Raw genomic sequence first — 26,080 nt, forward strand, 5'->3', positions numbered from 1 at the left:
AGTGTATTATTCCTGTCGAAACAGCGGCCCTTCGTTACGCTCTGACCCGTTGAATCCACGACATCACCGACGACGTATCTCGTCCAACAGGGGCAAAACATGAATCTGAAGAGTCTTATCACTGCAATCGTGGCCGCTGCCGGCAGCCTCTCGATGGCTGCCGCCGCTGATGCCGCCGACAAGAAGGTGGTCGTCGCCTACCAGACGGATGCGCTGCCCTCCTCTGTGGCCATAGCCAATGGCGACTTCGCCAAGTCCACAGGCTACGACATCGATTTCCGCAAGTTCAATTCGGGCGCCGAAATCTTCGCCGCCATCGCCTCCGGCGATGTGCAGGTCGGCTATGTCGGGTCCAGCCCCTTCGCGGCTGCGGCTTCGCGGGGTCTTGACGTAAAGGCGTTTTATCTTTCCTCCATCTCCGGGATCGACGAAGCTCTGGTGGTCCGCAACGGGTCGGGCATAGAAAGTCTGAACGATCTCAAAGGCAAGAAGCTTGCGGCTGCACCTGTCTCAACAGACCACTACCAGCTTCTGGCACTGATCAAGTCACTCGGCCTCACGGAAAAGGACGTTCAGGTCTTTGCAATTCCGCAGCCTGAGATCGTCGCCGCCTTTAACCGCGGCGATATCGATGGCGGCTTCGTCTGGGATCCGGCGCTCACCGAACTGAAAAAGAACGGCAAGGTGCTCGTCACCTCCAGGGATGTGGCCGACAAGGGCGCGGCAACGTTCTCGGCCTGGGTGGCGACGTCACAGTTTGCGGCCGACAATCCGGACTTCTTGAAGAGCTTCGCCTCGGTCATCAACAAATACTATGCCTCCTATGCGTCCGCCGAAGGCGCATGGAGCGCCAAAAGCGAAAACGCCAAGTCGCTCGCCAAATTGCTCGGCGGTACCCCAGAACAGCATGCGGCCGCATTGAAAAATCTCTCGTTGCTGACGCCTGAGGTTCAGGCTTCGCACGCCTGGCTCGGCGGCGGAGATAAGTCCGGTGCGGCCAAGATCCTGAAAGAAACGGCCGCTTTCCTGAAGGATCAGGGGAAGGTCTCCGAGGTGCTGCCGAACTACGGTGACTTCGTCACTGCCGACGCGCTGACAAGCGTGAGCAACTGAGCTTGCCTGACGCCGGCGCGCCAGCCGCGCCGGGTCTCGAATCTACGAGTGAGCACATGCTTAAAGTCGATCACGCCAGTGTCTTCTTCGCGGCGCGCGACGGCCAGACCGTCCATGCGCTTGACCGCGTGTCTTTTGAAATTCCCGAGAGCGGCTTTATCGTCGCCCTCGGCGCCTCAGGATGCGGCAAGTCGACATTGCTCAACGCGATTGCCGGATTCCTACCTCTGTCGGATGGCGCCATCATCCTGGATGGGCGACCTGTTCGCGGTCCTGGCGCCGACCGTGGGGTGGTTTTCCAGAAGGACGCGCTTCTCCCGTGGAAGACGGTGATCGACAATGTCGCACTTGGTCTGAAATTCGCGGGCGTGAGTAAAGGCGAGCGCAGGGCACGCGCGCATGAACTGCTTCGGCTGGTCGGCCTCGGTGAATTCGCCAAGGCCCTGCCCTATGAACTGTCCGGCGGCATGCGCCAGCGGGTGGGCATTGCGCGCGCCCTCGCTACCGAACCCGACATCCTTCTGATGGATGAACCTTTCGGCGCCCTCGATAGTCTGACGCGCGAGCAGATGCAGGAACTATTGATCTCCATCTGGCACAAAGCAGCAAAGCGGATCTTCTTCATCACCCACTCGATCGAAGAGGCTCTTTTCCTTGGGACTCAGGTCCTGGTCATGTCTCCACGGCCGGGCCGCGTCGTTGCCCGCTTCGATCTCGACTTCGTCCGCCGCTTTGCCGAGACCGGAGATGCACGATCGATCAAGTCGTCGCCAGAATTCGCGGGTCTGCGCGAAGAAATACGGGCCATTCTTCACAGCGCCGAAGATTTCAGGAGCGCGGCATGAGCGACATTGTCCAGACGACCACTGTTTCATCCGCTGGGACGAGGCCGGCGCCAAAGCTTGTCAAAATGGTAAGCTTCGGCGTAGGCGAGAAACCCACAATCGTCATAAGCGTTGCGACTGCTCTCGCAGTTGCAGCTCTATGGTGGGTCGTCGCCGAGCTCGACCTGGTCCCGCATCTTTTTCTGCCGAGCCCTCGGGAGGTTCTGACCCAAGCGGGCGTACTCTATTATGACGGCTATGCGGGCGCATCCCTGTCCGAGCACATCTTTGCAAGCCTCTTGCGCATCGTCCTGGCGGCGTCGATCGCTATCGCGGCAGGAATTCCCTTAGGCCTGCTCATGGGCCTAAACCGCTGGGCGAAGGGTATCTTGGACACGCCGATCGAGTTCTACTGGCCACTGCCGCCTCTCTCCTATCTGCCACTGATGATCATTTGGCTCGGCATTGGTGAAACGTCGAAAATAACGCTGCTGGTGCTGGCGATGTTTGCACCGGTCTGCCTGTCTGCTCAGGCGGGCGTCCGTTCATTACCCATCGAGCGCGTCAATGCGGCCCGATCGCTGGGCGCTCGCAGGATTGAACTCTTCACCGACATCGTGTTGCCGTCAGCCCTGCCTGAAATACTGACCGGCGTGAGGATCGCAGTCGGTATAGGATGGGGCACACTCGTGGCCGCCGAGCTGATCGCCTCGACACGCGGAATCGGTTTCATGATCATGTCCGCTGCACAGTTTCTTGCCACCGACGTTGTCTTCGTCGGGATCGGCATCATCGCGATCTGCGCCTTTGCCTTCTCCGCCACCATCCGGTTTATCGAAGCCGTCCTCCTTCCTTGGAAGGGAAAGCTGTAAACGGCCACCGTGTCCATTGTCGGCGCCAAAGCAGCCATTCGACACTGTTACCGCGAATTTCCGGAGTCCACCCACCCACGACGCTGGTGAAGGTGAATTCTCGACCCTCCTGCGACAATGGGGAACGGGAAAGATCGACCCATTGCGGACACCCGCAAAAGTCCCCCGAATTGCCGGTGCCAGCGTGAAAGCAGCCTCCCAAGCAGTTGCAGGAACTGGACGAGCACGACCAATCGACTGAGCTGTCTGCAGCGTCGGTCAGCGCGTGACGCTGGCATCCTTATCGATCTGTCCGTGCACGGGATCCGGAACCAAGGGGTCGCTCTTTATGAAATCTTTACGCGCGCGACCGAAATCCCCAATCGAATCCAGACCTCTTACGGACGTAAGATGAACGCAGCGCGGTCTGCAAATCCCTACAAAGGCCCAATCGGTACAGGAAATGCTGGCACAGACTTGCGCGCCTGGAATTGGAGCTTTGCGGATAGTCGCAGAGCGGAGGCATTACGGAGAGTCGATGACAGCGTCCATGGATCACGCGCCCGCGCAGGCGAACAACCTGCGTCAATTTCTGGTGCTCACCCTTGGATCGGTCGGCGTCGTCTACGGCGATATTGGGACGAGCCCGCTCTATGCCTTCCGCGAGGCACTCCGTCCCTTTGCCGCAGGAGGGGTCGAGCGCGGGGAGGTCATCGGCCTCATTTCGCTGATGCTCTGGACCCTCACGATCATCGTGACCTGCAAATACGTGCTGTTTCTGCTGCGGGCGGACAATGACGGTGAGGGTGGGATGCTGGCGCTGCTGGCCCTGCTGATGAAGAAGGCGCCCCGCCAGACGACGATCATGCTCATGGCTGGAATCCTCGGTGCCGCTCTCTTTATTGGTGATGCGATGATCACGCCGGCGCTTTCCGTCCTCTCCGCCGTGGAGGGCCTCAAGCTCGTCACGCCAGCGTTTCAGGATTACGTGCTGCCGATCTCTGTGGCGATCATAGTGCTGTTGTTTGCCATCCAGTCCCGCGGTACGGCAGCCGTGTCGAACCTGTTCGGACCGATCACCCTCCTCTGGTTTCTCGCCATGGGAGCGGCCGGGATTGCCCACATCGGCGATGATCTGGGGATTCTGGCGGCCGTCAACCCCGTTCATGGCGTTGCCTTTTTGTGGAATGGCGGTCTGGTCGGCTTCATCGTTCTCGGCGCCGTCTTCCTGACGGTGACCGGAGCCGAGGCGCTCTATGCCGATCTCGGACATTTCGGTCGAAAGCCAATCCAGGCGGCCTGGTTTGCAGTCGTGTTTCCGGCGCTGGCTTTGAATTATGTCGGACAGGGCGCCCTGGTGCTGTCGCATCCCGAGGCCATTTCCGATCCATTTTTCCTGATGTTCCCGAAATGGGCTCTGTTGCCGATCGTGATTTTGGCCACGGCAGCGACGATCATCGCCAGCCAGGCCGTGATCACCGGCGCGTTTTCACTCGTCCGACAAGCGATACACCTCGGCTTCCTGCCAAGATTCGAGATCTGCTACACCTCGGAAACGCAGACAGGACAGATCTACCTGCCCTTGGTCAACAGCGCGCTGCTGATCGGCGTGCTCCTCCTCATGTTCGTGTTCGGCAGTTCCGAGTCGCTTGCCACCGCCTATGGCGTGTCAGTCACTGGCGCAATGGTTGTCACGACCATCCTCGCCTTCGAATTCGTCCGCCATCAGTGGAACTGGCCCGTATGGACTGCAACCGCGGTCCTGCTTCCCCTGTTCCTGCTGGAGCTCACGTTTCTCGGCGCCAACCTCTTCAAGATCCATGACGGCGGCTACGTGCCCATCCTCTTTGCCGGGGTCGTGATGACGCTGATGTGGACCTGGCGAAAGGGTGTCAGGATCCTGCGTGAGAAGACCGCGCGCCAGGATGTTCCGCTCGACAGGTTCATTGCCGCGGCCGAGCGAAAGACCGAGCATGCTCCCATCGTGGTACCGGGAACGGCAATATTCCTGACCGCGACACCCGATATGACCCCGGCTGTTCTGCTGCACAACATCAAGCACAATCACGTATTGCACGAACACAACGTCATACTGACGATCAAGACCGCCAAGGTGCCCTACGTACCGGAGAAGGACCGCTACACGCTGACAAGACTCTCCGACCGGTTCAGCAAACTTGAGCTGCGCTTCGGCTTCATGGACGACCAGAACGTCTCGCGGGCGCTCGCACACTGTCGCAAGGAGGGCTTCAAGTTCGAGATCATGACCACGTCGTTCTATCTCGGCCGGCGCAAGCTTGTCGCAGACCCGCAGTCGGGCATGCCGAAATGGCAGGACAAGCTATTCATCGCGATGGCGGACTCGGCGATCGATCCAACCGACTATTTCCATCTTCCCGCAAACCGGGTCGTCGAGCTCGGCGAGCAAGTCATCGTCTGATCCAGACCAGCTAGTCGTCAAGAATTAACTGGCTGCGTCTTCGTCGCCGATAAAGCGATATCCAACGCCCGGCTCCGTGCGGATGATCCTGGGGTCGGCCGGATCGCGTTCGATCTTGCCGCGTAGTTGACCTATGAAGACTCTGAGATAGTGCAAGTCTTCGCCGTGCGCGACACCCCAGACGGAGGTGAGCAGCGCTTTGTGGGTCACCACGCGGCCGGCGTGCCGCGCCAGCATGACGAGCAGATCGTATTCCTTCGGCGTCAGCCGTAGCGCTTTGCCATCGCGGCTCACCAGCCGCTTGACGATATCGATCGTCAGTCCGTCTGCAGCAAGGCTCGTCTGGCCGCCCTCCATCTGGATACGATGCCGCAACGCTGTGCGGATGCGTGCGGTCAACTCGCCGATGCCGAAAGGCTTCTCGATATAATCGTCAGCACCAAGATCGAGTGCCGCAACCTTTTCGCTTTCCCGGTCACGCGCCGAAAGAATGATGATCGGCACATTCGACCAGGCGCGTATATTTGCGACGACGTCCTTGCCGTCCATGTCCGGCAGACCGAGATCAAGGATGATCACATCGGGCACGCTCGTTGCGGCGGCCTTCAGCGCCTCGCCGCCGGTCATCGCCTCGACCACTTCGTATCCGGCAGCGCCGAGGGCAGGACGAAGAAACCGCTGAATTTGTGGTTCGTCGTCGACCACCAGAATGCGCGCAGCGTTCATCGCTATTCCTTCTCCGGTAGCTGATGCTCGGCCGCCGGCAAACGCATGGAAATGCGCGTGCCGCGCCGCCGGACGGCAGGGCTTTCGGCCTTGACGTGCCCACCCATCGCCTCGATGAAGCCCTTGGCTATCGCAAGCCCGAGCCCCGTTCCAAGCGAACGGCCGTCCGGTTTTCCCTTCCGGAAAAACTTATCGAACACTCGTTGGAGGTCGCCCGGCGGAATGCCTTTGCCGAGGTCGGTCACAGCAAGGACGAGCTCGTTGCCCTCGCGTCGGGCGTAGATGCTGACCGGCTCATCGCCGCCGAAACGGTTCGCGTTGTCGAGCAGATTGAAGAGCACCTGGCCGAGCAGCACGCTATCGCCGCGTATGAACGGCAGATCGGCAGAGATGCTCGTTTCAAAGACGCGGTCGGGGAAATACTTTCGCGCCCGCTCCACGGCCGAACGAACGACATCGCCGACATCGACCCAGTCACGCTTGGCGTTCACAGTTCCCGCCTCGATGCGCGTCATGTCAAGCAGGTTGGCGACGAAGCGCGTCAGCCTCTCGCTTTCTTCTTCGATTGATTTCAAGAGATCGTGCTGACTGTCGGCGGGCATTCGGTCGCCGAACTGTAGGAGGCTCGTCACTGCGCCAGTGATTGTCGCCAGCGGCGTTCTCAGATCGTGCGACATGGAGGAGAGCAGTGCGGCGCGAAATTTGTCCCCTTCGAGCTGCGCAGCCCGATCGAGGCTCTCGCGGGAAAGCCGCGCACGATCGATCGCGATGGCCGCCTGGTCGAGGACCGGTGCGAGCGCCCGCTCCTCATCGGCGTCCAGTGGCCGGTTCTTTTGCAGGAAGCCGCATACTCCGACAACACCGTGCGGACTGAGAAGCGGCCGGAACTGGAACGAGATGTTCGGCAGTGTTCCGGTATCGTCGCCGGCTGCCTCGCTTTTCTCGAAGGCCCAGCGTGCAGCCATCATGTCGGTCATTCCGAGTTCGGTGTCCGGCGGCCAGGCGGCCTTCAGGGCAATGTCGCCATCTTCCGGCACCAGAAGCACGGCGTTACGCCTTAGCGTAGTCTGTATCTGGGTGACTGCGGCCCACAGCACATCCTCCGCATTGGCGGTACCGGAGAGCTTTCGGGAGAAGTCATAGAGCGCCTGCATTGCCGCCGCGCGCCGCTTGGCCGCTTTTGCCTGGTCGCGCACGCGAGATGCCAGCCCGCCGGCAATGATGGCGGCGGCGAGAAAGATGAAGAGGGCGAAGACCTCGTGCGGCTCGGCCACGGTGAAAGTGCCGATGGGGTCAATGAAGAAGAAATTGTAAGCAAGCACCGACAGCAGCGCCGCCCCGATCGCCGCGATGTAGCCGGCATAAGTAGCCGAGATGAGCACCGCCAGCAGGTACAGAAGCGAAATATTTTGCAGAACAATTAAGCGCTCAATCAGCAAGCCGATCACCGTGGCCGCTGCGGAGGCGGCGGCGGCGATGGCGAGCGCGCGCGCTGTATTCCTGGAAGGCGTCGGAATACGCGGGCTCTTTGGCTTTTGGACCGGCTCATCCTTGTCGGTGACGAGGTGAATCCCTATCCCCGACGCCCGCGCCGCCAAGGCATCCGGCAGAGAGCGCCGGACAAGTCGAAGCGGGAACCGATGGCGCCGCGTGCCGATGACGATCTGCGTCGCATGCTCCCGCCTGGCGACTTTGAGAATTTCCTCGACGAAATCGCTGCCTATGATGCGGCGCGTCTCCGCACCCAGTTGCTCGGCGAGCCGGAAGGTCTCATCGAGCTGCCGCATCGCCTCGCTGTCTGCCATCTCACGGTCCGCCCGCTCGATGGAAACCACGATCCAGTCGGCGTTCAGGCCCGAAGCGAGGCGGCTTGCCGTCCTCACCACCTTGTCCGACAGCCGGTCCGGCCCGATGCAGACGATAAGCCTTTCGCCGGCCGGCCAGGGGCCCTCGATGGCGTTCTGCCGGAGGTAGTCGACCATCTGGTCGTCGACCCGTTCGGCGGTGCGCCTGAGCGCCAGTTCGCGCAGCGCCGTCAGGTTGCCGAGCCGGAAGAAGCGGTCCACGGCGCGCTTGGCGTTGTCGGGCAGGTAGACCTTGCCCTCCTTCAGCCGCTCGATGAGCTCGGCCGGCGGCAGGTCGACCAGAATGACATCGTCGGCGCGTTTCAGCACCGTATCGGGGATGCGCTCGCGCACCGGGACGCCGGCGATCTGGGCGACGACATCGGACAGGCTTTCCAGGTGCTGGATGTTGAGGGCCGACCACACATCGATGCCAGCGTCGACCAGCTCCTCGATATCCTGATAGCGTTTTGGATGGCGGTATTCGCCGATATTGGTGTGGGCGATCTCGTCAACGACGATGACGCGCGGACGGCGGGCGAGCGCCGCGTCGAGATCGAATTCGGAAAAAGTGCGGCCGCCATGGACGACCTCGCGGCGCGGCAGCACCTCCAGCCCTTCGAGGAGCGCAGCCGTCTCGCCGCGGCCATGCGTCTCCACAAGGCCGATGACGATATCGGCGCCCTCGTCCTTCAGGCGCCGCGCCCGCAGGAGCATGGCATAAGTCTTGCCGACGCCGGGTGCGGCGCCGAGGAATACCGTCAGTTTCCCTCTGTTGCCCTGTTCCGCCAGCGCCAGCAGGGCATAAGGATCGGGGCGGCTCGTCAGCTCGCGGTCATTCTCGGGCATTCAACATCTCGAAGTCGCTCAGGCCCCGGACGCGTCCAGGGCGAGGTTCAGTTCTAGCACATTGACGCGCGGCTCGCCTATGAACCCGAAGAGGCGAGTTTGCGTGGCGTTTTCAACCAGGCTTGCCACATCCGCCTCCGGGATGCCCCGCGCCCGCGCGATCCGGGCAATCTGGGCGCGGGCAAATTCCGGCGAGATATGCGGGTCGAGGCCGGAGCCGGAGACGGCCGCGCCATCGGCGGGAATGTCTCCCGCAACGCCCGCCGCGCGCAGCCGTTCGATGTCCGCCGCCACGCGGTCCTTGAGCTTGACGGAGGTAGCGCCGAGGTTGGAACCGCTGGAGGCGCCGGCGTTATAGGGTTCCGGTCCGGTCGCCGACGGACGAGGCCAGAAGTATTTCTCGGAGACGAAGTTCTGCCCGATCAGGTCGGAACCGATGACGGCGCCATGCTTCAGGATCAAGCTGCCATTGGCCTCAGCCGGCATCAACGCCTGCGCAGCGCCGGTGATCACCAGCGGATAGGCGAGACCCGTGATCGCAGTCAGGCCCAGGATGAAGACGAAGGCGGGGCGAAGTTGCTTGAACATGATCACACCAGATTGAGATTGGAGACGACGACGTCGATGAGCTTGATCCCGGCGAAGGGCAGCACGAGACCGCCGAGGCCGTAGACCAGCAACGGCGCAGGAGCGCGGCCGCGCCGACGGGACGGTATGTGACGCCCTTCAGCGCCAGCGGAATGAGCGCCACGATGATCAGCGCGTTGAAGATGATGGCCGAGAGGATCGCCGACTGCGGCGAGCCGAGGCCCATGATGTTGAGCGCGCCGAGTGCCGGATAAGTCGTCACGAACAGCGCCGGGATGATGGCGAAATACTTCGCCACGTCGTTGGCGATCGAGAAGGTGGTGAGAGAGCCGCGCGTCATCAGCAATTGCTTGCCGATCCCGACGATCTCGATGAGCTTGGTCGGGCTCGAATCGAGGTCGACCATATTCGCCGCCTCGCGGGCGGCCTGCGTCCCGGTCTGCATGGCGACACCGACATCGGCCTGGGCAAGCGCCGGCGCGTCGTTGGTGCCGTCGCCGCACATGGCGATGAGCCGGCCGCCTTTCTGCTCCTTGCGGATATAGGCGAGCTTGTCCTCCGGCGTCGCTTCCGCGAGGAAATCGTCGACGCCCGCCTCGGAGGCGATTGCCGCAGCGGTGATCGGGTTGTCGCCGGTCACCATCACCGTGCGGATGCCCATCATGCGTAGCGCGGCGAAGCGCTCCTGATGCCGGGCTTGACGATATCCTTCAGGTGGATGACGCCGAGAAGCCCGCTGCCGTCCGCCACTGCCAGCGGCGTGCCGCCGGTGCGGGCTATCCGGTCGACCGCCTGGCGGAACTCGACAGGGACCTTATCCTCAGCGAGGCCGGCGAATTTCAGGACCGAGTCCACCGCCCCCTTGCGCAACCGGCGGCCGCCATGGTCGACGCCGGAAAGCCGGGTTTCGGCGGCGAAGGGAATGATCGCGTCGATCCGCGCATCGGGCACCCGCCGTCCGAACTCGCCGGTTGCGAGCGCGACGATCGAGCGGCCTTCCGGCGTCTCGTCCGCGAGACTGGCGAGCAGCGCCGCATCGGCAAGCTCCGCCTCGGTGACGCCCGGCACCGGCAGGAAGTCGCTCGCCATGCGGTTGCCGAAGGTGATCGTGCCGGTCTTGTCGAGGAGCAGCGTGTCCACGTCGCCGGCCGCTTCGACGGCGCGGCCGGATGTCGCGATGACGTTGAAGCGCACCAGCCGGTCCATGCCGGCAATGCCGATAGCCGATAGTAGCCCGCCTATGGTGGTCGGGATCAGGGTGACAAGCAGTGCGGCGAGCACCGTGACCGAAAGCACGGTCGCGGAATAGCCGGCAAGGCCCCAAAGCGTGACGACGGCGATCAGGAAGATCAGGGTCAGGCCGGAGAGCAGGATCGACAGCGCGATCTCGTTCGGTGTCTTCTGCCGCTGCGCCCCCTCGATAAGGGCGATCATGCGATCGACGAAGGTCGAGCCGGGCGCCGTGGTGATGCAAACCTTGATCCAGTCGGAAAGCACCTGCGTGCCGCCGGTGACGGCAGAACGGTCGCCGCCAGCCTCGCGGATCACCGGCGCCGACTCGCCGGTGATCGCGCTCTCGTTGACCGAAGTCACGCCTTCGATAACCTCGCCGTCGCCGGGGATCAGTTCGCCGGCCTCGACGAGGACGAGGTCGCCGACCTTCAGCATGGTGGCCGGGATCTCCTCCGTCTCCCGCCCCTCGGGGGACAGAAGCTTGCGTGCGGCGAGCTCCGATTTGGTGCGGCGCAGGAAGTCGGCCTGGGCCTTGCCGCGCCCCTCGGCGACCGCTTCGGCGAAGGTGGCGAAGAGCACCGTGAACCACAGCCAGGCGGCGATCTGGCCCGAAAAGAGCGGGCTTCCGCCAGCGGTGACGAGATCGCGGACGAAGAAGAGCGTGACCATCGCCGCCACGACCTCGGTCACGAAGATCACGGGGTTGCGCACGAGCTGTCGCGGGTCGAGCTTGACAAAGGCTGCCTTCGCCGCCGGCAGAAGGATCGCCGGATCGAAGAGCCCCGCCGCCATTGCTTTCTTGTACATGGTGGTTTCCTTCAAAAGGTCTGGCCCGCGAGCATGGCGAAATGCTCGATGATCGGACCGAGGGCGAGCGCCGGGAAGAATTGCAGCCCGCCGAGAATGAGGATGATGCCGATCAGGAGGCCGACGAAGAGCGGCGTGTCGGTCGGGAAGGTGCCCTTCGAGGCCAGGACGCGCGCCTTGGCGGCAATGGAGCCGGCGATCGCGAGCACGGGGACGGCATAGGCGAAGCGGCCGAACAGCATCGCGACGCCGAGCGTCGTATTGTACCAGAGCGTGTTGCCCGAAAGCCCGCCGAAGGCCGAACCGTTGTTGCCGGCGGCGGAGGTGAAGGCGTAGAGGATTTCCGACAGGCCGTGCGGGCCGACGGTGCCGATGCTGGCGACGGCCGAAGGCAGGACAACGGAAATCGCCGTGAAGCCGAGGATTGCGAGGGGCAGGATGAGCACCGCGAATATCGCATATTTCATTTCGCGCGCTTCGATCTTCTTGCCGAGCAGTTCCGGCGTGCGGCCGACCATCAGGCCGGCGGCGAAAACGGCGAGGATCGCGAAGACGATCATGCCGTAGAGGCCGGAGCCGACGCCGCCGGGCAGAACCTCGCCGAGTTGGATGAGGAGCATCGGAACGAGGCCGCCGAGACCGGTGAACGAACCGTGCATGCCGTTGACGCCGCCGTCTGAAAGCCCGGTCGTGACCGTCGCATAAAGCGCCGTCATGGCCTGGCCGAAGCGGACTTCCTTGCCCTCCATATTGCCCCGCGCCGGATCGAGCCCGAGCGCGGTGAGGATCGGGTTGCCGGCCGCCTCCGCCCAATAGACGACGCCAACGCTGACGATCAGGAAGGCGAAGGTAACGGCGATGAAGGCCCAGCCCTGGCGGCGGTTGCCGACGAGCTGACCGAAGGTGTAGATGAGCGCCGCCGAGATCGACAGCATGGCGAAGATGTTGAGGTAGTTCGACAGCGCCGTCGGGTTCTCGAAGGGATGCGCGGCATTGACGTTGAAGAAGCCGCCGCCATTGGTGCCCAACTGCTTGATCGCCTCCTGGCTGGCAACCGGACCGAGCGCGATCGTCTGCCTTACGCCTTCAAGCGTGGTCGCCTCGACGGACGCGCGAAATGTCTGTGGCAGGCCCATCGCCACGAAGGCGAGCGCCACGACGACGGCGATCGGCAGGAGCACGTAGAGGGTCGCACGGGTGAGATCGATCCAGAAGTTGCCGACCGTCGACACGGCCGAGCGTGCGAAGGCCCTCGTGACGGCAAGCGCGATCGCGATGCCGCTCGCGGCGGAAACGAAGTTCTGCACCGTCAGGCCCGCCATCTGGCTGAAGTGGCTGAGCGTCGTCTCGCCGCTGTAGTTCTGCCAGTTGGTGTTGGTGACGAAGCTGACGGCGGTGTTGAAGGCGAGATCCGGAGGCACATTGCCGAAGCCCTGCGGGTTGAGGGGCAGCAAGGCCTGGCATCTCAGGATCGCGTAGAGCGACACGAAGCCCGCCATGCTGAAGGCGAGCAAGGAGAAGGTGTAGGCGAGCCAGCTCTGCTCCTTCGCCGGATCGACGCCGGCGAGGGCATAGAGGCCGCGCTCGACGGGACCGAAAATAGGCGAGAAGACGTTGCGCCCGCCGGAAAGGACCTGAGCCATGTAAAGCCCCAGCGGCTTGATGACGATCAGGACGGCGAGGAAGAGGAGGCTGATCTGCAGCCACCCGATGACAGTCATGGGAATTCTCCGTGGAGGCGGGTCAGAAACGTTCGGGCCGAACGAGCGTCACGAGCAGGTAGGCCGCGAGCGCAAGGGCGACGGCGAGGCCGATGAGGGCTTCCAACATCGAACCCTCCTAGAGCCGGCTGAGCGTGCGCGCGTATACCGCAAGCACGACAAAACCGCCGATGCTGGCGACAACGAAAAGGGTGTCGGACATGGGCATTCTCCGATTGTCAGTGTCATCCGGATGATGCCCCCGCCTCGGGTCAAATATCGATTGGGATCCTTGAGCGGCCGCGTAAGGAAATGATAAAGAGCCGGAATGGGCGTGAAGAACCGCATGGGTTGCCCGCTGAGTGAGAGTCGCACTTCAGGCGGGCTGATGAAGGCTGTGGGCGGCCTGTAGCGTCCGACCCGCTGATCTCGGGGGGATCCACTTAGACGCGCGAAGCCCCAGCGAGTGCGTCCGCGTCCAGTCTCCGCATTCCACCCGAATAGTCGCCCCTCGAAATACGATCAATCCGCTTGAAGGTTGAGCGCTGCGGTGTGGGGGGTGGCTCTTGGGAGGAATGCTATGTCCAGTTGGAACTCGGGCCGCATCATCGGTCAGAAGCCCCCATTGAAGCCGAAAGAGCTCTGGGCTATCCGAACCCGCCTCCAGATGCTGGGTGCGGTGCGTGACCTGGCCCTGTTCAATCTCGCGATCGACAGCAAATTGCGAGCATGTGATCTCGTCGCGATCTCAGTTGGCGATGTTGCGATTTCCGGAAGGATTCGCGACCGAGCGATCATCATTCAGAGGAAAACCGGCCGACCCGTGCAATTCGAACTGACCGATCAAACGCGGGAGGCTGTCGCTGCATGGATCGGAAGCCGTAGGCTCGGTGACCGGGATTACCTGTTTCCGAGCCGCGTGCCGCATCTGTCGACACGGCAATATGGCAGGATCGTCGAAAGGTGGGTGTCGAGCATCGGACTTGATCCCCAACGCTACGGTACACACTCGATGAGACGGACGAAGGCGGCGCACATCTACAAGAAGACGGGAAACCTGCGCGCCGTCCAGCTCTTGCTCGGCCACAAGAAGCTGGAGAGCACCGTGCAGTACCTCGGGATCGAGGTGGACGACGCCTTGGCCATTTCTGAGCAAGTGGAGCTCTAGCGCTCAAGGGCGGCGCTTCTCATTGAGGCGCCGCCCTCGCTGGTCCGAATGAAGGTTAAGGCCCGACCTTTCTGCGACGGATCGAACCGGAAAGATCGACCTACACCAATCATCGACACCAGACGCAGGGAATGGCTCGATTGTGCTCAATCGAGCCATTCCCGGTCCTCGTTCCCTACGGCCGCAACGGGTCAACTGCGCCGGTCGCTGCGGGCAAACTGCACGGCCGAAAAGCGGACTTTCAAGACGTTCGGATTGGCGGCTGATAGGGACGAGTTCGACCCGTTGCGGACCTTGGCACCTGATCCTGTAAACGGCTTGGCTGGGCCCCTGAGCGGACCTCCATGAACCGGTCGAAACCGGCAACTGAGCATCAAACGCACGTTGGTATGCCGAGCCGAGGCAGAGGCACATCGTCCGCCGAGATTTGGGAAGGAGCTGCGGGGATAATTCCAAATGAGTTGCTCATACGAGGACTTTAGATGGCGACGAACTATCGTACGCACCCTTCGCTCAAACGAGGAGGTGCGGAAACAACGTGAGAAGATGGACTGTCAAGACGGCGATATGTTCGGCCACAGCGTTGGGGCTCTGAAAGGTCTTGAAATCCGCCATTTCGACGCCGATATTTTCATCACTTCCTTTTCATCCGGCGCGAATGCGAGAAGGAGGACATCATGCTCAACCCGGAATTGGTTTGGATGACGCCCGTGACCGTCCGCATGAAGGACCGGGCGCCCCAGGTCTTTGCTTCTGTCAACGACGCGCTCGATTTCCTCGAGGGGGATTGGGCAAATCGAGGCAGCAAATACAACCGAGCCGTTCAAACGTGTCGTCGCGCTCTAAACCGAATGACGCCAGTCGCCATCGCGCGCGAAGCCTTCATAGACTTCTGCCGTGATGCAGGCATGTCGACGTCGGACACGGATGGAATGCTTGCGCCGAAGACCGGCGGCGGTCAGCACTCGCTCGCCTAGAATGGCTAGAATAGGGGCACTCTTAGTGCCCCTATTCGTATTCCTCCTCGCGCGCGGCCGCGCACCATTTCTTTGTGTTCCAGCCTTCGCCCTCATCGATTGCCCAAGATGCAGGCTACCGGGCACACCGTTGGAATCATGGTGGCTATTTGTCCATCGAAGAAAGTTGTCCTCTTGAAGATCAATTTGCCCAAAATTACATCGTCTTACGCAGCGTGCGCAGCACGCAAAAACACCGTCAACAAGCTTCATTCGTGGAGGTTGTCATGGCAAACGGACTGATGGAGGGCAAGAAGGCACAGGATTGGCTCAATCTGGTGCTCGGTGTCGCCCTGTTCGTCTCACCGTGGGTGATCGGGTTCGCCCCTGAGACCATGCCGGCGTGGAACGCCTGGATCGTCGGCATAGTGCTCGGCGCTCTGGCAATTGCCGCGTTCGCGGCGTTTGCGGAGTGGGAAGAGTGGGCCAACCTGGTGCTCGGGATCTGGCTGATCGTCTCGCCCTGGCTGCTGCAATTCGCGACGAACATCAACGCGATGTGGACCCACGTGGTCCTGGGTGTGCTCGTCGCAGCCGTGTCGGCCTGGGCGCTCTGGGACTATCGGCAGAACCCCCACGCCCATGTATGATCCGAGAGTACCGCCCGCCGCTGCAGCGGCGGGCGGTTCCGGAATGATGATTGGAACCGAACATTCGCCACCAAGAACAGTATAGCGCTTCGGCAGTCACGGCTCCCCCTGAACACTAGCGGCGCCTGTCTTCCACGACGGTGTAGTTGAGTTTCTGTCGTTCTGCGTAGGCAATGGCGGCATCGCGAGACGGGAAGCGCAGTTCGACCTGAGTGAGCGTGTCACTCCCGCCGGTATAGCCCATGAGATGATCGATGACCGGCGGGTCTTTCCGTTCGAACACCAGCAGCCAAGGTCGCCTTGACAGGCGCGCTGACGTCATCACGGAACGTGAGGGGCGAAAGATGCGTGCTACCGCATCAATGCTCGCCCGTGGCTGGTCCTTGTCAGCCGCGGGGTGTTGGCTGTCGCTGACCTGCTCTGCGAACTTCCGGGCAGCGCTATCAGATTTTCCCTGTCGAAAACGGAGTGCCGTCATGGTTGTCGAATAGCCGGCCGGGCAATCGGCACCCGGCCGGCGGGCGGTACTATTTGGCTCTATCGATGCTGATCCGCTTGACGTTGGCTCGCGCCTTGTCGGTCTTCGGCAGCGTCACTGCGAGCAGACCGTTTTTGAACGTTGCGGCGACCTTGTTCACATCGACCTGGCCACCAAGAGCCAGCCGCCGTTCGAAGCGCCCGTAGTAGCGCTCTGTGTACCGGCGATCCTTGTCCTCGGTCTCCGATTTCTTCTCGCCGCGAAGCGTTAGCACACCATCGTCCAGCAGCACCTCGACATCGTGTGGATCGATGCCCGGGACCTCCGCTATCACGCGGATTTCGTTGTCGTTCTCCTCGACCTCCACTGTCGGCCACGATCCGTTGAAGGGGGTCATGCCACCGAACGCCGATGGCTGACCGAAGCCGCGGAAGACGTCGTCAAACAGCCGGTTTACATTGCGGTGCAGCGAAAGGAACGGATCTAGGTCATCGCCGCGAAAGGCGCTTGGAACCTGGCTGCTGCTACGATTCCAGGGGATCAGGTCACGTACATTCATGGCTTCATCCTTTCTTCGGTTTCGTTCACTCCTTTTTTTGCGCTCTCTCCCGGCCCTCGCCTTCGAAAACAGCCGAGGCTTGAGCGGCGCGCCGGTTTAGGCTGCCTTGTCGCCTTCGATCTGCTTCGAAGCGGGCTTGGTCACTTCGGTTTGGATGGTGATCCGATGTGGCTTCATCTCCTCAGGGATCTCCCTCCTGAGATTAATGACAAGCAACCCGTTTTCGAGCTTTGCGCCCTCGACAAAGACATGATCGGCGAGTTCGAATTTACGCGCGAACGGCCGCACGGCGAGCCCCTGATGGAGGTACTGTGCCTCCTCATCCTTGGACTTGGCGCCGTTGACCATGAGCATGTTCGCCTCATGGGTGATCGTTAGGTCGTCTTCGGCAAATCCCGCTACCGCGATTTCGATTCGGTAGGAATCTTCGCCAAGTTTCACGATGTTGTAGGGCGGCCAGTTTTCAGCGTTCAGACTGGCGTTTTCCAGCAGATCGAACATGCGATCGAAGCCGATGCTCGACCTGTAGAAGGGGGTAAAGTCGAGGCTTGTTCTCATAGCTACATCCTCCGTAGAGCAACATAGATACGAGGAAGCGCCAAGAAGCTCGGCGCTCCCTGACCTGGCCGACCCCAATGGGGCGTCGGCAGAAATGAGTTGGGGATCCCACCGCGTTACGTCAAGGGGGGTGGCGGGAAATGAAGCTATAAATTCATGGGATTAGCACTCACATGGATCGAGTGCTAAAAAATTGCGCCGCCCTCTTGAAACTCGAAAAATCAGAAACCAGATCGATTGGCGCGATGCCAAAACATCGTGCGTCCCGCGTCGGATTCGAGCCGGATGCGGCGCGGAGGAGCTTCTATGAAATCTGTTTGTCCACGAGGTGAGCGACATGACGTTCCGTCCCCTGCATGACCGCATCCTGGTCCGCCGCATTGTAGCCGAGGAAAAGACGGCCGGCGGCATCATCATCCCCGATACGGCGAAGGAAAAGCCGCAGGAAGGCGAGGTCATCGCCGTCGGCCCGGGCGCACGCGATGACAGCGGCAAGCTCGTCGAGCTCGACGTCAAAGCCGGCGATCGCATCCTGTTCGGTAAATGGTCCGGTACAGAAATCAAGCTCAATGGTGAGGAGCTTCTGATCATGAAGGAATCCGACGTCATGGGCGTGATCGAGAACGAAGCCTCGGCGAAGAAGGCCGCCTGAGAGCCGGGCCAATTGGAGGAGTAGAAAAAATGGCTGCCAAGGAAGTGAGATTCCATACGGAAGCCCGCGAGAAGATGCTTCGCGGCGTCGACATTCTCGCCAATGCGGTGAAGGTGACGTTGGGCCCGAAGGGTCGCAATGTGGTGCTCGACAAATCGTTCGGCGCTCCACGGATCACCAAGGACGGCGTCACCGTCGCCAAGGAGATCGAGCTTGAGGACAAGTTCGAGAACATGGGCGCCCAGATGGTGCGCGAAGTGGCATCAAAGACCAGTGACATCGCCGGCGACGGCACCACCACGGCAACGGTTCTCGCCCAGGCGATCGTCAAGGAGGGAGCGAAAGCCGTGGCCTCGGGAATGAACCCGATGGACCTCAAGCGTGGCGTCGACAAGGCGGTGGAGGCTGTGGTCGAGGAGCTGCGCAGCAATGCCCGCAAAGTCACCAGAAACGATGAGATCGCCCAGGTCGGCACCATCTCGGCCAATGGCGACACGGAGATTGGCCGCTTCCTCGCAGAAGCGATGGAAAAGGTCGGCAACGAAGGAGTGATCACGGTCGAAGAAGCCAAGACCGCGGTCACGGAGCTCGAAGTCGTGGAGGGCATGCAGTTCGACCGCGGTTACCTCTCGCCCTATTTCGTGACCAATCCCGAAAAGATGCGCGTCGAGCTGGAGGAGCCCTATGTGCTCATCCACGAGAAGAAGCTGTCCAATCTGCAGGCGCTGCTTCCGGTTCTCGAATCTGTCGTTCAATCCGGCAAACCGCTGCTGATTATCGCCGAGGACGTCGAGGGTGAAGCGCTCGCCACGCTCGTCGTCAACAAGCTGCGTGGCGGCCTGAAGGTCGCTGCAGTGAAAGCGCCTGGTTTTGGCGACCGCCGCAAGGCCATGCTCGAGGACATCGCCATTCTGACCGGCGGTACTGCGATCTCCGAGGATCTCGGCATCAAGCTCGAGAACGTCACGCTCGAAATGCTCGGCCGCGCCAAGAAGGTGGTTGTCGAGAAGGAAAACACGACCATCGTCGACGGCGCTGGTTCGAAGACGGAGATCCAGGGTCGCGTCGCCCAGATCAAGGCGCAGATCGAGGAGACCACCTCGGACTATGATCGCGAGAAGCTGCAGGAGCGTCTCGCCAAGCTCGCCGGCGGTGTTGCCGTGATCCGCGTGGGGGGCTCGACCGAGGTCGAAGTCAAGGAACGCAAGGACCGCGTCGATGACGCAATGCATGCAACGCGGGCGGCTGTCGAGGAGGGCGTGCTGCCCGGCGGTGGCGTCGCTTTGCTGCGAGCCGTCAAGGCCCTGGACGGCGTTCAGACCGAGAACGCCGATCAGAGGCATGGCATCGAGATCGTGCGCCGTGCGATCGAAGCGCCGGTGCGCCAGATCGCCGAGAACGCGGGTGCCGAAGGCTCGATCATCGTCGGCAAGCTGCGCGAGAAATCCGAATTTGGCTATGGCTGGAACGCCCAGACCAACGAGTTCGGTGACCTTTACGAGCAGGGTGTGATCGATCCGGTCAAAGTCGTTCGAACCGCGCTGCAGGACGCCGCTTCGGTCGCCGGGCTGCTGATTACCACCGAGGCAATGGTCGCCGAGAAGCCGAAGAAGGAGGCGCCGGTTCCGCCGATGCCGCCTGGAGGTATGGACTTCTGACGGAAGCGATGGGTTCGCGCCTCAGGGGCGCGGACCCATCGAACCATGGCTTGCCCCTCGATGGGTGAAGCGTTCGAACATCGGTTTGCAGCAGGGCGGCAGGAGCCCGAGATCGGCTCCAAGGAGGCCGGACCCGAGGCCCGTCAGCCCGCTCCGAAGGAGGATCTAACAAAATCGGGGCCAAAAATGACCACGCGTTCGTCGAAATTTGTTGGCGTATTCGCCGCACTCGTTCTCGTTATGGTTTCTGGGCCGCTGCCGGCGGCGCAGCCGCAGGCCGCCCTTTCATCAAGCACTCAACGGTCGCTCGCTGACGTCCTGGAAGAGATCACGCCGGCGGTCGTCAACATTGCTGTGAGGTCTCGCACACCTGCCGAAACCAACCCTCTGTATAATGATCCGTTTTTCCGCCGCTATTTCAACCTGCCTGAGCAGCAGCAGCGGCTGAGCGCCGGTTCCGGCGTCATCGTTGACGCCGAAAATGGCTATATCCTCACCAACCACCACGTCGTCGCCGACGCCGGCGAGATTGCGGTGACGCTGAAGGACCGCCGTCGCTTCACCGCTGAACTGGTGGGCAGCGATCAGGCAACCGATATTGCTTTGCTGAAGATCGAGGCTGAAAAGCTGACGGCGCTGCCCTTGGGCGATTCCAATTCTCTCCGGGTCGGCGACTCCGTTGTCGCGATCGGCAACCCGTTCGGACTGGGTCAGACCGTGACCTCCGGCATTGTCAGCGCCCTTGGGCGTGGCGGCATCAATGTCGAGGGCTACGAGGATTTCATTCAGACCGACGCTTCGATCAATCCCGGCAATTCGGGAGGAGCACTGGTGACGGCCGATGGCCGGCTGGTCGGCGTCAACACCGCCATCATCGCGCCGGCCGGCGGCAACGTCGGTATCGGCTTTGCGGTTCCGATCGCGATGGCCTCCGCCGTGATGCAGCAACTGATCGAGCACGGCGAAGTGCGGCGCGGCCGGATCGGCATTTCCATTCAGGACCTGACGCCGGACCTGGCCGAAGCGCTCAAAATCGAGGAGACGTCCGGCGCCGTCGTCGGAAGCATTGAGCAGAATTCGCCGGCAGCGCGTGCCGGTCTTCAGGCTGGCGATGTCATCATCGCCGTCAACAATCGCAAAATCACCGGCTCGGCAGATCTCCGCAATCGGATCGGTTTGGCTCAGGTCGGATCACAGGTCGAGATCGAATATCTGCGCGATCGGGCTCGCAAAAAGGTGACAATGCGCATTGAGCCGGCCGAGGCAAATGCTGAGGCCGATGCAACGCCCGCTCCCCTGCAGGGCGCGCAGTTCGAGGATGCGGCTGGTAATGTGGTTGTCTCCAGCATTGAAGGAGGAAGCGCAGCGGCGCGATCGGGTTTGCGCGCCGGCGACGTGATCGTTGCCGTTAATCGAAAGCCCGTCGCCACCGTGGCGGAGCTCGCCGCGGCGTTGAAGGACGCCGGCGGCGCGATTGCGCTCGATCTGTTTCGCGGCGGCTCAAAACTGTTCCTGGTGATCGGTTAAGCGGCCGCCGCGCGTGTGAATGGCGAACGTTGAAGGGAGAATGAGATGAGGACAATTGCTCGATGGATCACTGCAGCAGCATTGGCCCTTGGAGCGACATCTGCATGCACACAGGCTGTTGCTCAGGACCAGCAACAGGAAGTCGCCAAGCTTACCGGCTTCTGGCTCACGACACCGCATCCTGAACTGGCGATCCGCCCGGGAGAAACCGAAACGATTCCGCTGACGCTGCGCAATGCCAATTTGCCGCCGCAGCGGGCGTCACTTGAAGTTACAGGCATCCCCGATGGTTGGGGGTGGTCGCTGAAGGGCGGCAACCGCGAGGTTTCGGCTGTCATCGTGGCGCCTGATGCGACACAGGAAATCAGCCTGGAAGTGACGCCGCCGGAGGGCGCTAGCGGCGAGACCGTTCCGATCAACGTGAAAGCGCGATACACAAACCAGACCATAGATCTTCCCCTTGCGGTGAAGCTATCGGAGGCAGCGGAGGGTGGCCTTGAGCTGAAATCCGAGTTGCCGGCTCTGAGAGGCACGGCCAGCTCCACCTTCAGTTTCAAGATCGAAGCCACCAATGGTGGCGCGGAGGAGAACTTGTTCAGTCTCGCCGCCAACGTGCCCGAGGGATTTCAGTCACGCTTCAAGCGCGGCTATGGCGCGGAAGAGATCACCGGCTTGCCGATCGAGGCCGGTGCGAGCGAGAACCTGACATTAGAAGTCACGCCGCCGAGGTCAGCGCCGGCTGGCCGCTATCCGGTCGTGGTGGAGGTAGCGGGTGGTGGAACCAGCGCTACGGCCGAGCTGAGTATCGAAGTAACTGGCCAACCGGACGTTACGCTGACTGGCCCGCAGGAACGCCTCTCGGGACAGGCAGAGGCCGGCAAGGAGGCGAGCTTCCCGTTTACGCTCGCCAACAATGGCAGCGCGCCTGCGACCGACATCGAACTGTCGGCCACTCCCCCGTCAGGCTGGAAAGTCGAATTCGAGCCCGAGCGCGTCGATCTGATCGCGCCCGATGCCACGAGACAGGTGAACGTCAGGATTACCCCTTCTGAAAAGGCGATAGCGGGCGACTACATGGTCTCGGTGCGCGCGAGCGGCGGACCCGTGTCTGAGTCGGCTCAGTTCCGCGTCACCGTCAACACGTCGACGATTTGGGGCATGGCGGGGCTTGGCGTCATTGCAACCGCGGTGCTCGTGCTCGGTCTTGCTGTAATGAGGTATGGACGGCGATGAGCACGGCGGTCGTAGAGGCAAAAGGACTGGTGAAGCGCTACGGCTCCGCCGTGGCTGTTGCCGGAATCGATTTGTCGGTTCGTGCCGGAGAAGTCGTCGGCTTGCTCGGACCAAACGGCGCCGGCAAGACGACCACGATCCTGATGCTGCTGGGCTTGACCGAGCCGACCGAGGGCAGCGTGCGCATTCTCGGTAAGGACCCGCTGCAGCAGCCGCTCGAGGTGAAGCGAGAGGCAGGCTATCTGCCAGACGCCGTCGGATTTTACGACAGCATGTCAGGAAGAGAAAACCTCGCCTATACCGCTCGCCTTGCCGGCATGTCTTCCGAGCTTGCAAGGGAACGCATCGCCGCGGCGCTCGACAAGGTGCGGCTGACTGAGGTGGCTGACCGGCGTGTCGGCACGTACTCCCGTGGCATGCGTCAGCGGCTCGGTCTGGCCGAACTTCTGATGCGCAAGTGCTCCGTCGCCATCCTCGACGAACCGACCTCGGGCCTCGATCCACAGTCGACCGAGGAATTGCTCGATCTGATCAAGGCGCTGAGCCGCGACGGCATGACGATCCTGCTGTCGTCGCACATGCTCAACGTGGTGCAAACGGTCTGCGATCGCATTGCGTTGTTTAGCAACGGCAGGATCGGATTCCTCGGCACCATCGAAGAGCTCGCCGATAAGATCGGTGGAGGCGCATTCATCATCGATGTCGAGGCCGATGGCATCGACCTTTCCGAACTCGGCACGTCGGCCGAGGGCGTGAAGTCGATCGTGGCCGGTCGCCAGGGCCATTGGCTGGTCGAAGCCGAACGCGATGTTCGCCCGGAGCTCGCCCGCCTCATCGTTGATGCTGGTGGTTCCCTGAAGAATTTGGACCTGCGCCGGGCGCGGCTCGACCAAGCCTATAGTCGGTATTTCCGGGAGGTTGTCCATGACGCGTGAAGGTTCCCCCTTCAAGGGCACGGCAACGATTGCCTTCAAGGAAGCGGCCGATCATATGACCAGCGCGCGGATGCATCTGATCATGCTGCTCGTGCTGCTGACCGCGATCGGCGCCGTCTATGGTGCGATTGGGCGCATCACCGCAACGACAGCCGAGGATCCTTTCCTGTTCCTGAAGCTGTTGACGGAGGCGCGCGAGCCGCTTCCATCCTTCGCCGCCTTGCTTGGCTTTCTGTTGCCGCTGGTGGCGATCGCGCTGGGTTTCGACGCAGTCAACGGCGAATACGCCCGGCGGACAATGAGCCGGCTCCTGGCGCAGCCGATCTACCGCGATGCGGTGCTGTTCGGAAAGTTCCTCGGTGGCTTGCTTGTTATCGCCATCGCGCTGCTGACGCTCTGGCTGCTCATGACAGGCCTCGGCATCCTGTTCCTCGGTCTGCCTCCGTCGGCCGCCGACATCGTGCGGGGTGTGGCCTATCTCGCCGCGACGCTCGCCTACGCCGGTGTCTGGCTGGCGCTGGCGATCGCCTTCTCGACCTTGATCCGCTCGCCGGCGACCTCGGCATTGGCCGCCCTGTCGGTCTGGCTGGTGCTTGCGGTGTTCTGGGACATGATCGCGCCGCTGTTTGCAGGCGCGCTGGCTCCCATCGATCCGCTCGAGCCGATGACGGTGGTCACGCAGTTCGAAACGCAGCAGGCCATCAGCAGGTTCTCGCCTCAGACGCTTTACGGCGAAATCACCGGAATGCTGTTGAACCCCTCGGCGCGCTCGGTCGGCCCCTTGTTCTTCGATCAAGTCCAAGGCGCGATTGCCGGCGCACCGCTACCGACCGTGCAAAGCCTGCTGGTCGTATGGCCGCAGCTCTCGGGACTGGTCGCGGCGATGATCCTGCTCTTCACCCTGGCCTATGTCATCTTCCAGCGTCAGGAGGTCAGGGCATGATCGTTGCCGGGTGCTTCGTCACCCGCAAACTTGATGTCGCGTGAATGGAGGAGAACGATGGAGCACCATCGCTTTCGACATCCGGTCCCAATCTTCGTAGGTCTCGGATTTCCGGCCGAGATCCACGGCGTGAGCGAGGCCTACGCCTGGCTGAATGAGTGGCCGCCGTCAAAGCGGAATCCGGCTCACGCCATCGCGCTCAATGCCTGCAAAGCGGCAATCGCGGGCGAGATCGATGCCGAGGTCGCTCGCACGGCGCTTGTTGCCTGCGCGCGGCGGGCCAATCTCCTCGCGCCTGACGCCGGCACGATCGTCGGCGCGAACAGACCGACTCAGTCGACGTCGTTTCACAGGCCGGCGGCTGTAAACTGACCCGGTTATCGAGGCAGCGTCGATGCCGATCACCGCCGTGAACACCCAGACCACCGGCACTATCCTTGTCGCGTGACAATGACGGAAAGCGCCCGCCTGACTTCCTGGCGAACTTCATCGGGCTGATGACGGAGGGCGTCGGCTAACGTTCTAAGCTCGCGCCTCAAACCGTAGAGCTGATCCAGCAGCGCTAGGATGATCGGCACGGCGTCATCGTTGACGTTCATGTCATCGCGCAGCTCACAAACCAGACGGATTCGAGCGATGTCGACATCATCAAACAATGGAGCGGTCGCTACTTGAGACGGCACGATCCAGCCGCGGCGCACCCACTGGCGCAACTGTCTGGCGGTGAGAGTGCGGAAAAGTTCGAGAACCTGTCCTTCTGTCAGTCTCATGAGGCCCTCCTCAGCGCTTCGCGCGGATCGTAGGGATGTGCCCGGCTCCAGGTTTCCACGAGGCTTTCGAGAGCCGGATCTATCTTGTCGGGCAGAACCACTTGCAGCTTGATGCGCTGGTCACCGGCGGGGCCATGTCCACTCTTGACGCCCTTACCCCTGAGACGCAGTACATCCCCGGTGTTCGCCCCCTTCGGCACCGTCATCGACACCCGTCCGGAGACGGTAGGCACCTCGATCTTTGCGCCAAGCACCGCTTCGTAGAGTGTAATTGGCAGATCGATTTCGATGTCGTCGCCGTTGCGCCGGAAGAGCGGGTGAGAGCGGACTCTAATTTCGACGATGGCATCTCCACCCGCCCCGCCGCCACTCCCCGGCGCTCCCTTTCCTCTCAGCCGCAGCTTGCTGCCATCACGCGTCCCGGGCGGAATGGTCAGAGCGAGGGTGTTTCCGTCGGATAGGGTGATGCGGCGGCGGGCGCCATTAACGGCATCGAGAAACTCGACCTCCAATTGGTAATAAAGGTCCTGCCCGCGTGCTTGGAAACCACCCCCTCCCCGGCCACGGCCGAACAGATCGGAGAAGATATCGGACAGATCCTCGAATTCGCCCGCGCCGCCCGCCGATGTGTACCGGCCGGCCTGATTGGTGTCGGCGTAATTCCCGTAGAAACGCTGCTGGGGTTGCTCCATTCCGGAAGCATCGATCTCGCCGCGGTCAAAACGGGCGCGCTGCTCAAGATCGTTCAGTAGATGATAGGCTGCCGAAAGCGTCTTGAATTGGGCCTCCACCTTCTTGTCGCCCGGATGCAGGTCCGGATGCAGTTCCTTTGCGCGCTTGCGGTAGGCCTTTCGAATCTCGCTCTGCGTGGCCGTACGCGGAACGCCGAGAATCTGGTACGGATCTTCACTCACCTTATCACTCCGCCATGTTGACCTGCGCGCCGAGCGCCCCGCATTCTGGAGATGGCTGCGTCGAATTGCGCAGTCGTTCAGTCCAGCTCCTTCAGGCCCAAGTT

Annotated in this window: 24 protein-coding genes and 1 pseudogene; 14 read left to right on the plus strand and 11 right to left on the minus strand. The window is 61.9% G+C overall.

What is annotated here, in order from left to right; genetic code table 11:
- Positions 1-99: 99 nt before the first annotated feature.
- The 4 genes from tauA to NXT3_RS20720 all read left to right on the plus strand — a co-directional run bounded on the left by tauA (position 100) and on the right by NXT3_RS20720 (position 5,228).
- Positions 100-1,113: a taurine ABC transporter substrate-binding protein gene (gene tauA / locus NXT3_RS20705; RefSeq protein WP_104840236.1), complete on the plus strand. Its 1,014-nt coding sequence runs from the start codon at positions 100-102 to the stop codon at positions 1,111-1,113.
- 56 nt (positions 1,114-1,169) lie between these two features.
- Entirely contained in the window at positions 1,170-1,958 is a 789-nt protein-coding gene (locus NXT3_RS20710; protein ID WP_104840237.1) for a taurine ABC transporter ATP-binding protein, read from the plus strand.
- Entirely contained in the window at positions 1,955-2,809 is an 855-nt protein-coding gene (locus NXT3_RS20715) for an ABC transporter permease subunit (protein ID WP_104840238.1), read from the plus strand. The genes NXT3_RS20710 and NXT3_RS20715 overlap by 4 nt, the downstream gene beginning before the upstream one ends.
- A gap of 517 nt (positions 2,810-3,326) precedes the next feature.
- Positions 3,327-5,228 carry a potassium transporter Kup gene (locus tag NXT3_RS20720; protein WP_104840239.1) on the plus strand — a complete coding sequence of 634 codons (1,902 nt, stop codon included), beginning with the start codon at positions 3,327-3,329 and terminating at the stop codon, positions 5,226-5,228.
- A gap of 24 nt (positions 5,229-5,252) precedes the next feature.
- Here NXT3_RS20720 and NXT3_RS20725 read toward each other — a convergent pair whose 3' ends face one another.
- The 6 genes and pseudogenes from NXT3_RS20725 to kdpF form a co-directional block, all read right to left on the minus strand.
- On the minus strand, positions 5,253-5,954 hold the full coding sequence (locus tag NXT3_RS20725) for a response regulator (protein ID WP_104840240.1): 702 nt from the start codon (positions 5,952-5,954) through the stop codon (positions 5,253-5,255).
- Positions 5,955-5,956: 2 nt separating this feature from the next.
- Positions 5,957-8,647 (minus strand): DUF4118 domain-containing protein, encoded by a 2,691-nt coding sequence (locus NXT3_RS20730; RefSeq protein ID WP_104840241.1) that lies wholly within the window; start codon positions 8,645-8,647, stop codon positions 5,957-5,959.
- 18 nt (positions 8,648-8,665) lie between these two features.
- Positions 8,666-9,235: a potassium-transporting ATPase subunit KdpC gene (gene kdpC, locus NXT3_RS20735; RefSeq protein ID WP_104840242.1), complete on the minus strand. Its 570-nt coding sequence runs from the start codon at positions 9,233-9,235 to the stop codon at positions 8,666-8,668.
- Between the two features lie 2 nt (positions 9,236-9,237).
- A pseudogene (kdpB, locus tag NXT3_RS20740) lies at positions 9,238-11,275 on the minus strand (potassium-transporting ATPase subunit KdpB).
- Between the two features lie 11 nt (positions 11,276-11,286).
- Complete coding sequence (gene kdpA / locus NXT3_RS20745) at positions 11,287-12,996, minus strand: potassium-transporting ATPase subunit KdpA (RefSeq protein ID WP_104840243.1); 1,710 nt, start codon at positions 12,994-12,996, stop codon at positions 11,287-11,289.
- 22 nt (positions 12,997-13,018) lie between these two features.
- Positions 13,019-13,105 (minus strand): K(+)-transporting ATPase subunit F, encoded by an 87-nt coding sequence (gene kdpF, locus NXT3_RS33300; RefSeq protein WP_104840244.1) that lies wholly within the window; start codon positions 13,103-13,105, stop codon positions 13,019-13,021.
- A gap of 450 nt (positions 13,106-13,555) precedes the next feature.
- On the opposite strand from kdpF, the gene NXT3_RS20760 reads away from it, so the two are divergent.
- The 3 genes from NXT3_RS20760 (at position 13,556) to NXT3_RS20770 (ending at position 15,749) form a co-directional block, all read left to right on the plus strand.
- A complete protein-coding gene (locus NXT3_RS20760) occupies positions 13,556-14,143 on the plus strand; it encodes a tyrosine-type recombinase/integrase (protein ID WP_104840245.1) in 588 nt (195 codons plus the stop codon).
- Positions 14,144-14,820: 677 nt separating this feature from the next.
- Positions 14,821-15,120 (plus strand): DUF982 domain-containing protein, encoded by a 300-nt coding sequence (locus tag NXT3_RS20765; RefSeq protein ID WP_104840246.1) that lies wholly within the window; start codon positions 14,821-14,823, stop codon positions 15,118-15,120.
- A gap of 266 nt (positions 15,121-15,386) precedes the next feature.
- Entirely contained in the window at positions 15,387-15,749 is a 363-nt protein-coding gene (locus tag NXT3_RS20770; protein ID WP_104840247.1) for an SPW repeat protein, read from the plus strand.
- 115 nt (positions 15,750-15,864) lie between these two features.
- On the opposite strand, the gene NXT3_RS32975 is transcribed toward NXT3_RS20770, so the two are convergent.
- From NXT3_RS32975 to NXT3_RS20785, 3 genes are all read right to left on the minus strand, one after another.
- Positions 15,865-16,227, minus strand: coding sequence for an NADH dehydrogenase ubiquinone Fe-S protein 4 (locus NXT3_RS32975; RefSeq protein WP_104840248.1), 363 nt, complete (start codon positions 16,225-16,227; stop codon positions 15,865-15,867).
- A gap of 49 nt (positions 16,228-16,276) precedes the next feature.
- Positions 16,277-16,786 (minus strand): Hsp20/alpha crystallin family protein, encoded by a 510-nt coding sequence (locus NXT3_RS20780; RefSeq protein WP_104840249.1) that lies wholly within the window; start codon positions 16,784-16,786, stop codon positions 16,277-16,279.
- 96 nt (positions 16,787-16,882) lie between these two features.
- Entirely contained in the window at positions 16,883-17,344 is a 462-nt protein-coding gene (locus NXT3_RS20785) for an Hsp20 family protein (protein ID WP_037420281.1), read from the minus strand.
- A 337-nt stretch (positions 17,345-17,681) separates the two neighbouring features.
- Here NXT3_RS20785 and NXT3_RS20790 point away from each other — a divergent pair, with 337 nt between their 5' ends.
- The 7 genes from NXT3_RS20790 (at position 17,682) to NXT3_RS20820 (ending at position 24,664) form a co-directional block, all read left to right on the plus strand.
- Entirely contained in the window at positions 17,682-17,996 is a 315-nt protein-coding gene (locus tag NXT3_RS20790; protein ID WP_037420378.1) for a co-chaperone GroES, read from the plus strand.
- A gap of 29 nt (positions 17,997-18,025) precedes the next feature.
- Complete coding sequence (gene groL, locus NXT3_RS20795) at positions 18,026-19,654, plus strand: chaperonin GroEL (protein ID WP_097539772.1); 1,629 nt, start codon at positions 18,026-18,028, stop codon at positions 19,652-19,654.
- A gap of 186 nt (positions 19,655-19,840) precedes the next feature.
- Positions 19,841-21,181, plus strand: a complete 1,341-nt coding sequence (locus NXT3_RS20800; RefSeq protein WP_104840250.1) for a Do family serine endopeptidase — start codon at positions 19,841-19,843, stop codon at positions 21,179-21,181.
- Positions 21,182-21,262: 81 nt separating this feature from the next.
- Entirely contained in the window at positions 21,263-22,414 is a 1,152-nt protein-coding gene (locus NXT3_RS20805; RefSeq protein ID WP_234828129.1) for an NEW3 domain-containing protein, read from the plus strand.
- A complete protein-coding gene (locus tag NXT3_RS20810; protein ID WP_104840252.1) occupies positions 22,411-23,349 on the plus strand; it encodes an ABC transporter ATP-binding protein in 939 nt (312 codons plus the stop codon). Before NXT3_RS20805 ends, NXT3_RS20810 begins: the two co-directional genes overlap by 4 nt.
- Complete coding sequence (locus tag NXT3_RS20815) at positions 23,339-24,292, plus strand: ABC transporter permease (protein ID WP_104840253.1); 954 nt, start codon at positions 23,339-23,341, stop codon at positions 24,290-24,292. The genes NXT3_RS20810 and NXT3_RS20815 overlap by 11 nt, the downstream gene beginning before the upstream one ends.
- Before the next feature lie 57 nt (positions 24,293-24,349).
- Entirely contained in the window at positions 24,350-24,664 is a 315-nt protein-coding gene (locus NXT3_RS20820) for a DUF982 domain-containing protein (protein WP_104840254.1), read from the plus strand.
- A gap of 59 nt (positions 24,665-24,723) precedes the next feature.
- Here NXT3_RS20820 and NXT3_RS20825 read toward each other — a convergent pair whose 3' ends face one another.
- The gene (locus tag NXT3_RS20825) at positions 24,724-25,062 is read right to left on the minus strand and encodes a chaperone modulator CbpM (protein WP_104840255.1); all 339 of its coding nucleotides are present in this window, start codon (positions 25,060-25,062) and stop codon (positions 24,724-24,726) included.
- A complete protein-coding gene (locus NXT3_RS20830; RefSeq protein ID WP_104840256.1) occupies positions 25,059-25,976 on the minus strand; it encodes a DnaJ C-terminal domain-containing protein in 918 nt (305 codons plus the stop codon). Before NXT3_RS20830 ends, NXT3_RS20825 begins: the two co-directional genes overlap by 4 nt.
- Between the last annotated feature and the right edge of the window lie 104 nt (positions 25,977-26,080).

It is taken from the genome of Sinorhizobium fredii (assembly GCF_002944405.1).
In the GTDB taxonomy this organism is placed as follows: Bacteria; Pseudomonadota; Alphaproteobacteria; order Rhizobiales; family Rhizobiaceae; genus Sinorhizobium; species Sinorhizobium fredii_C.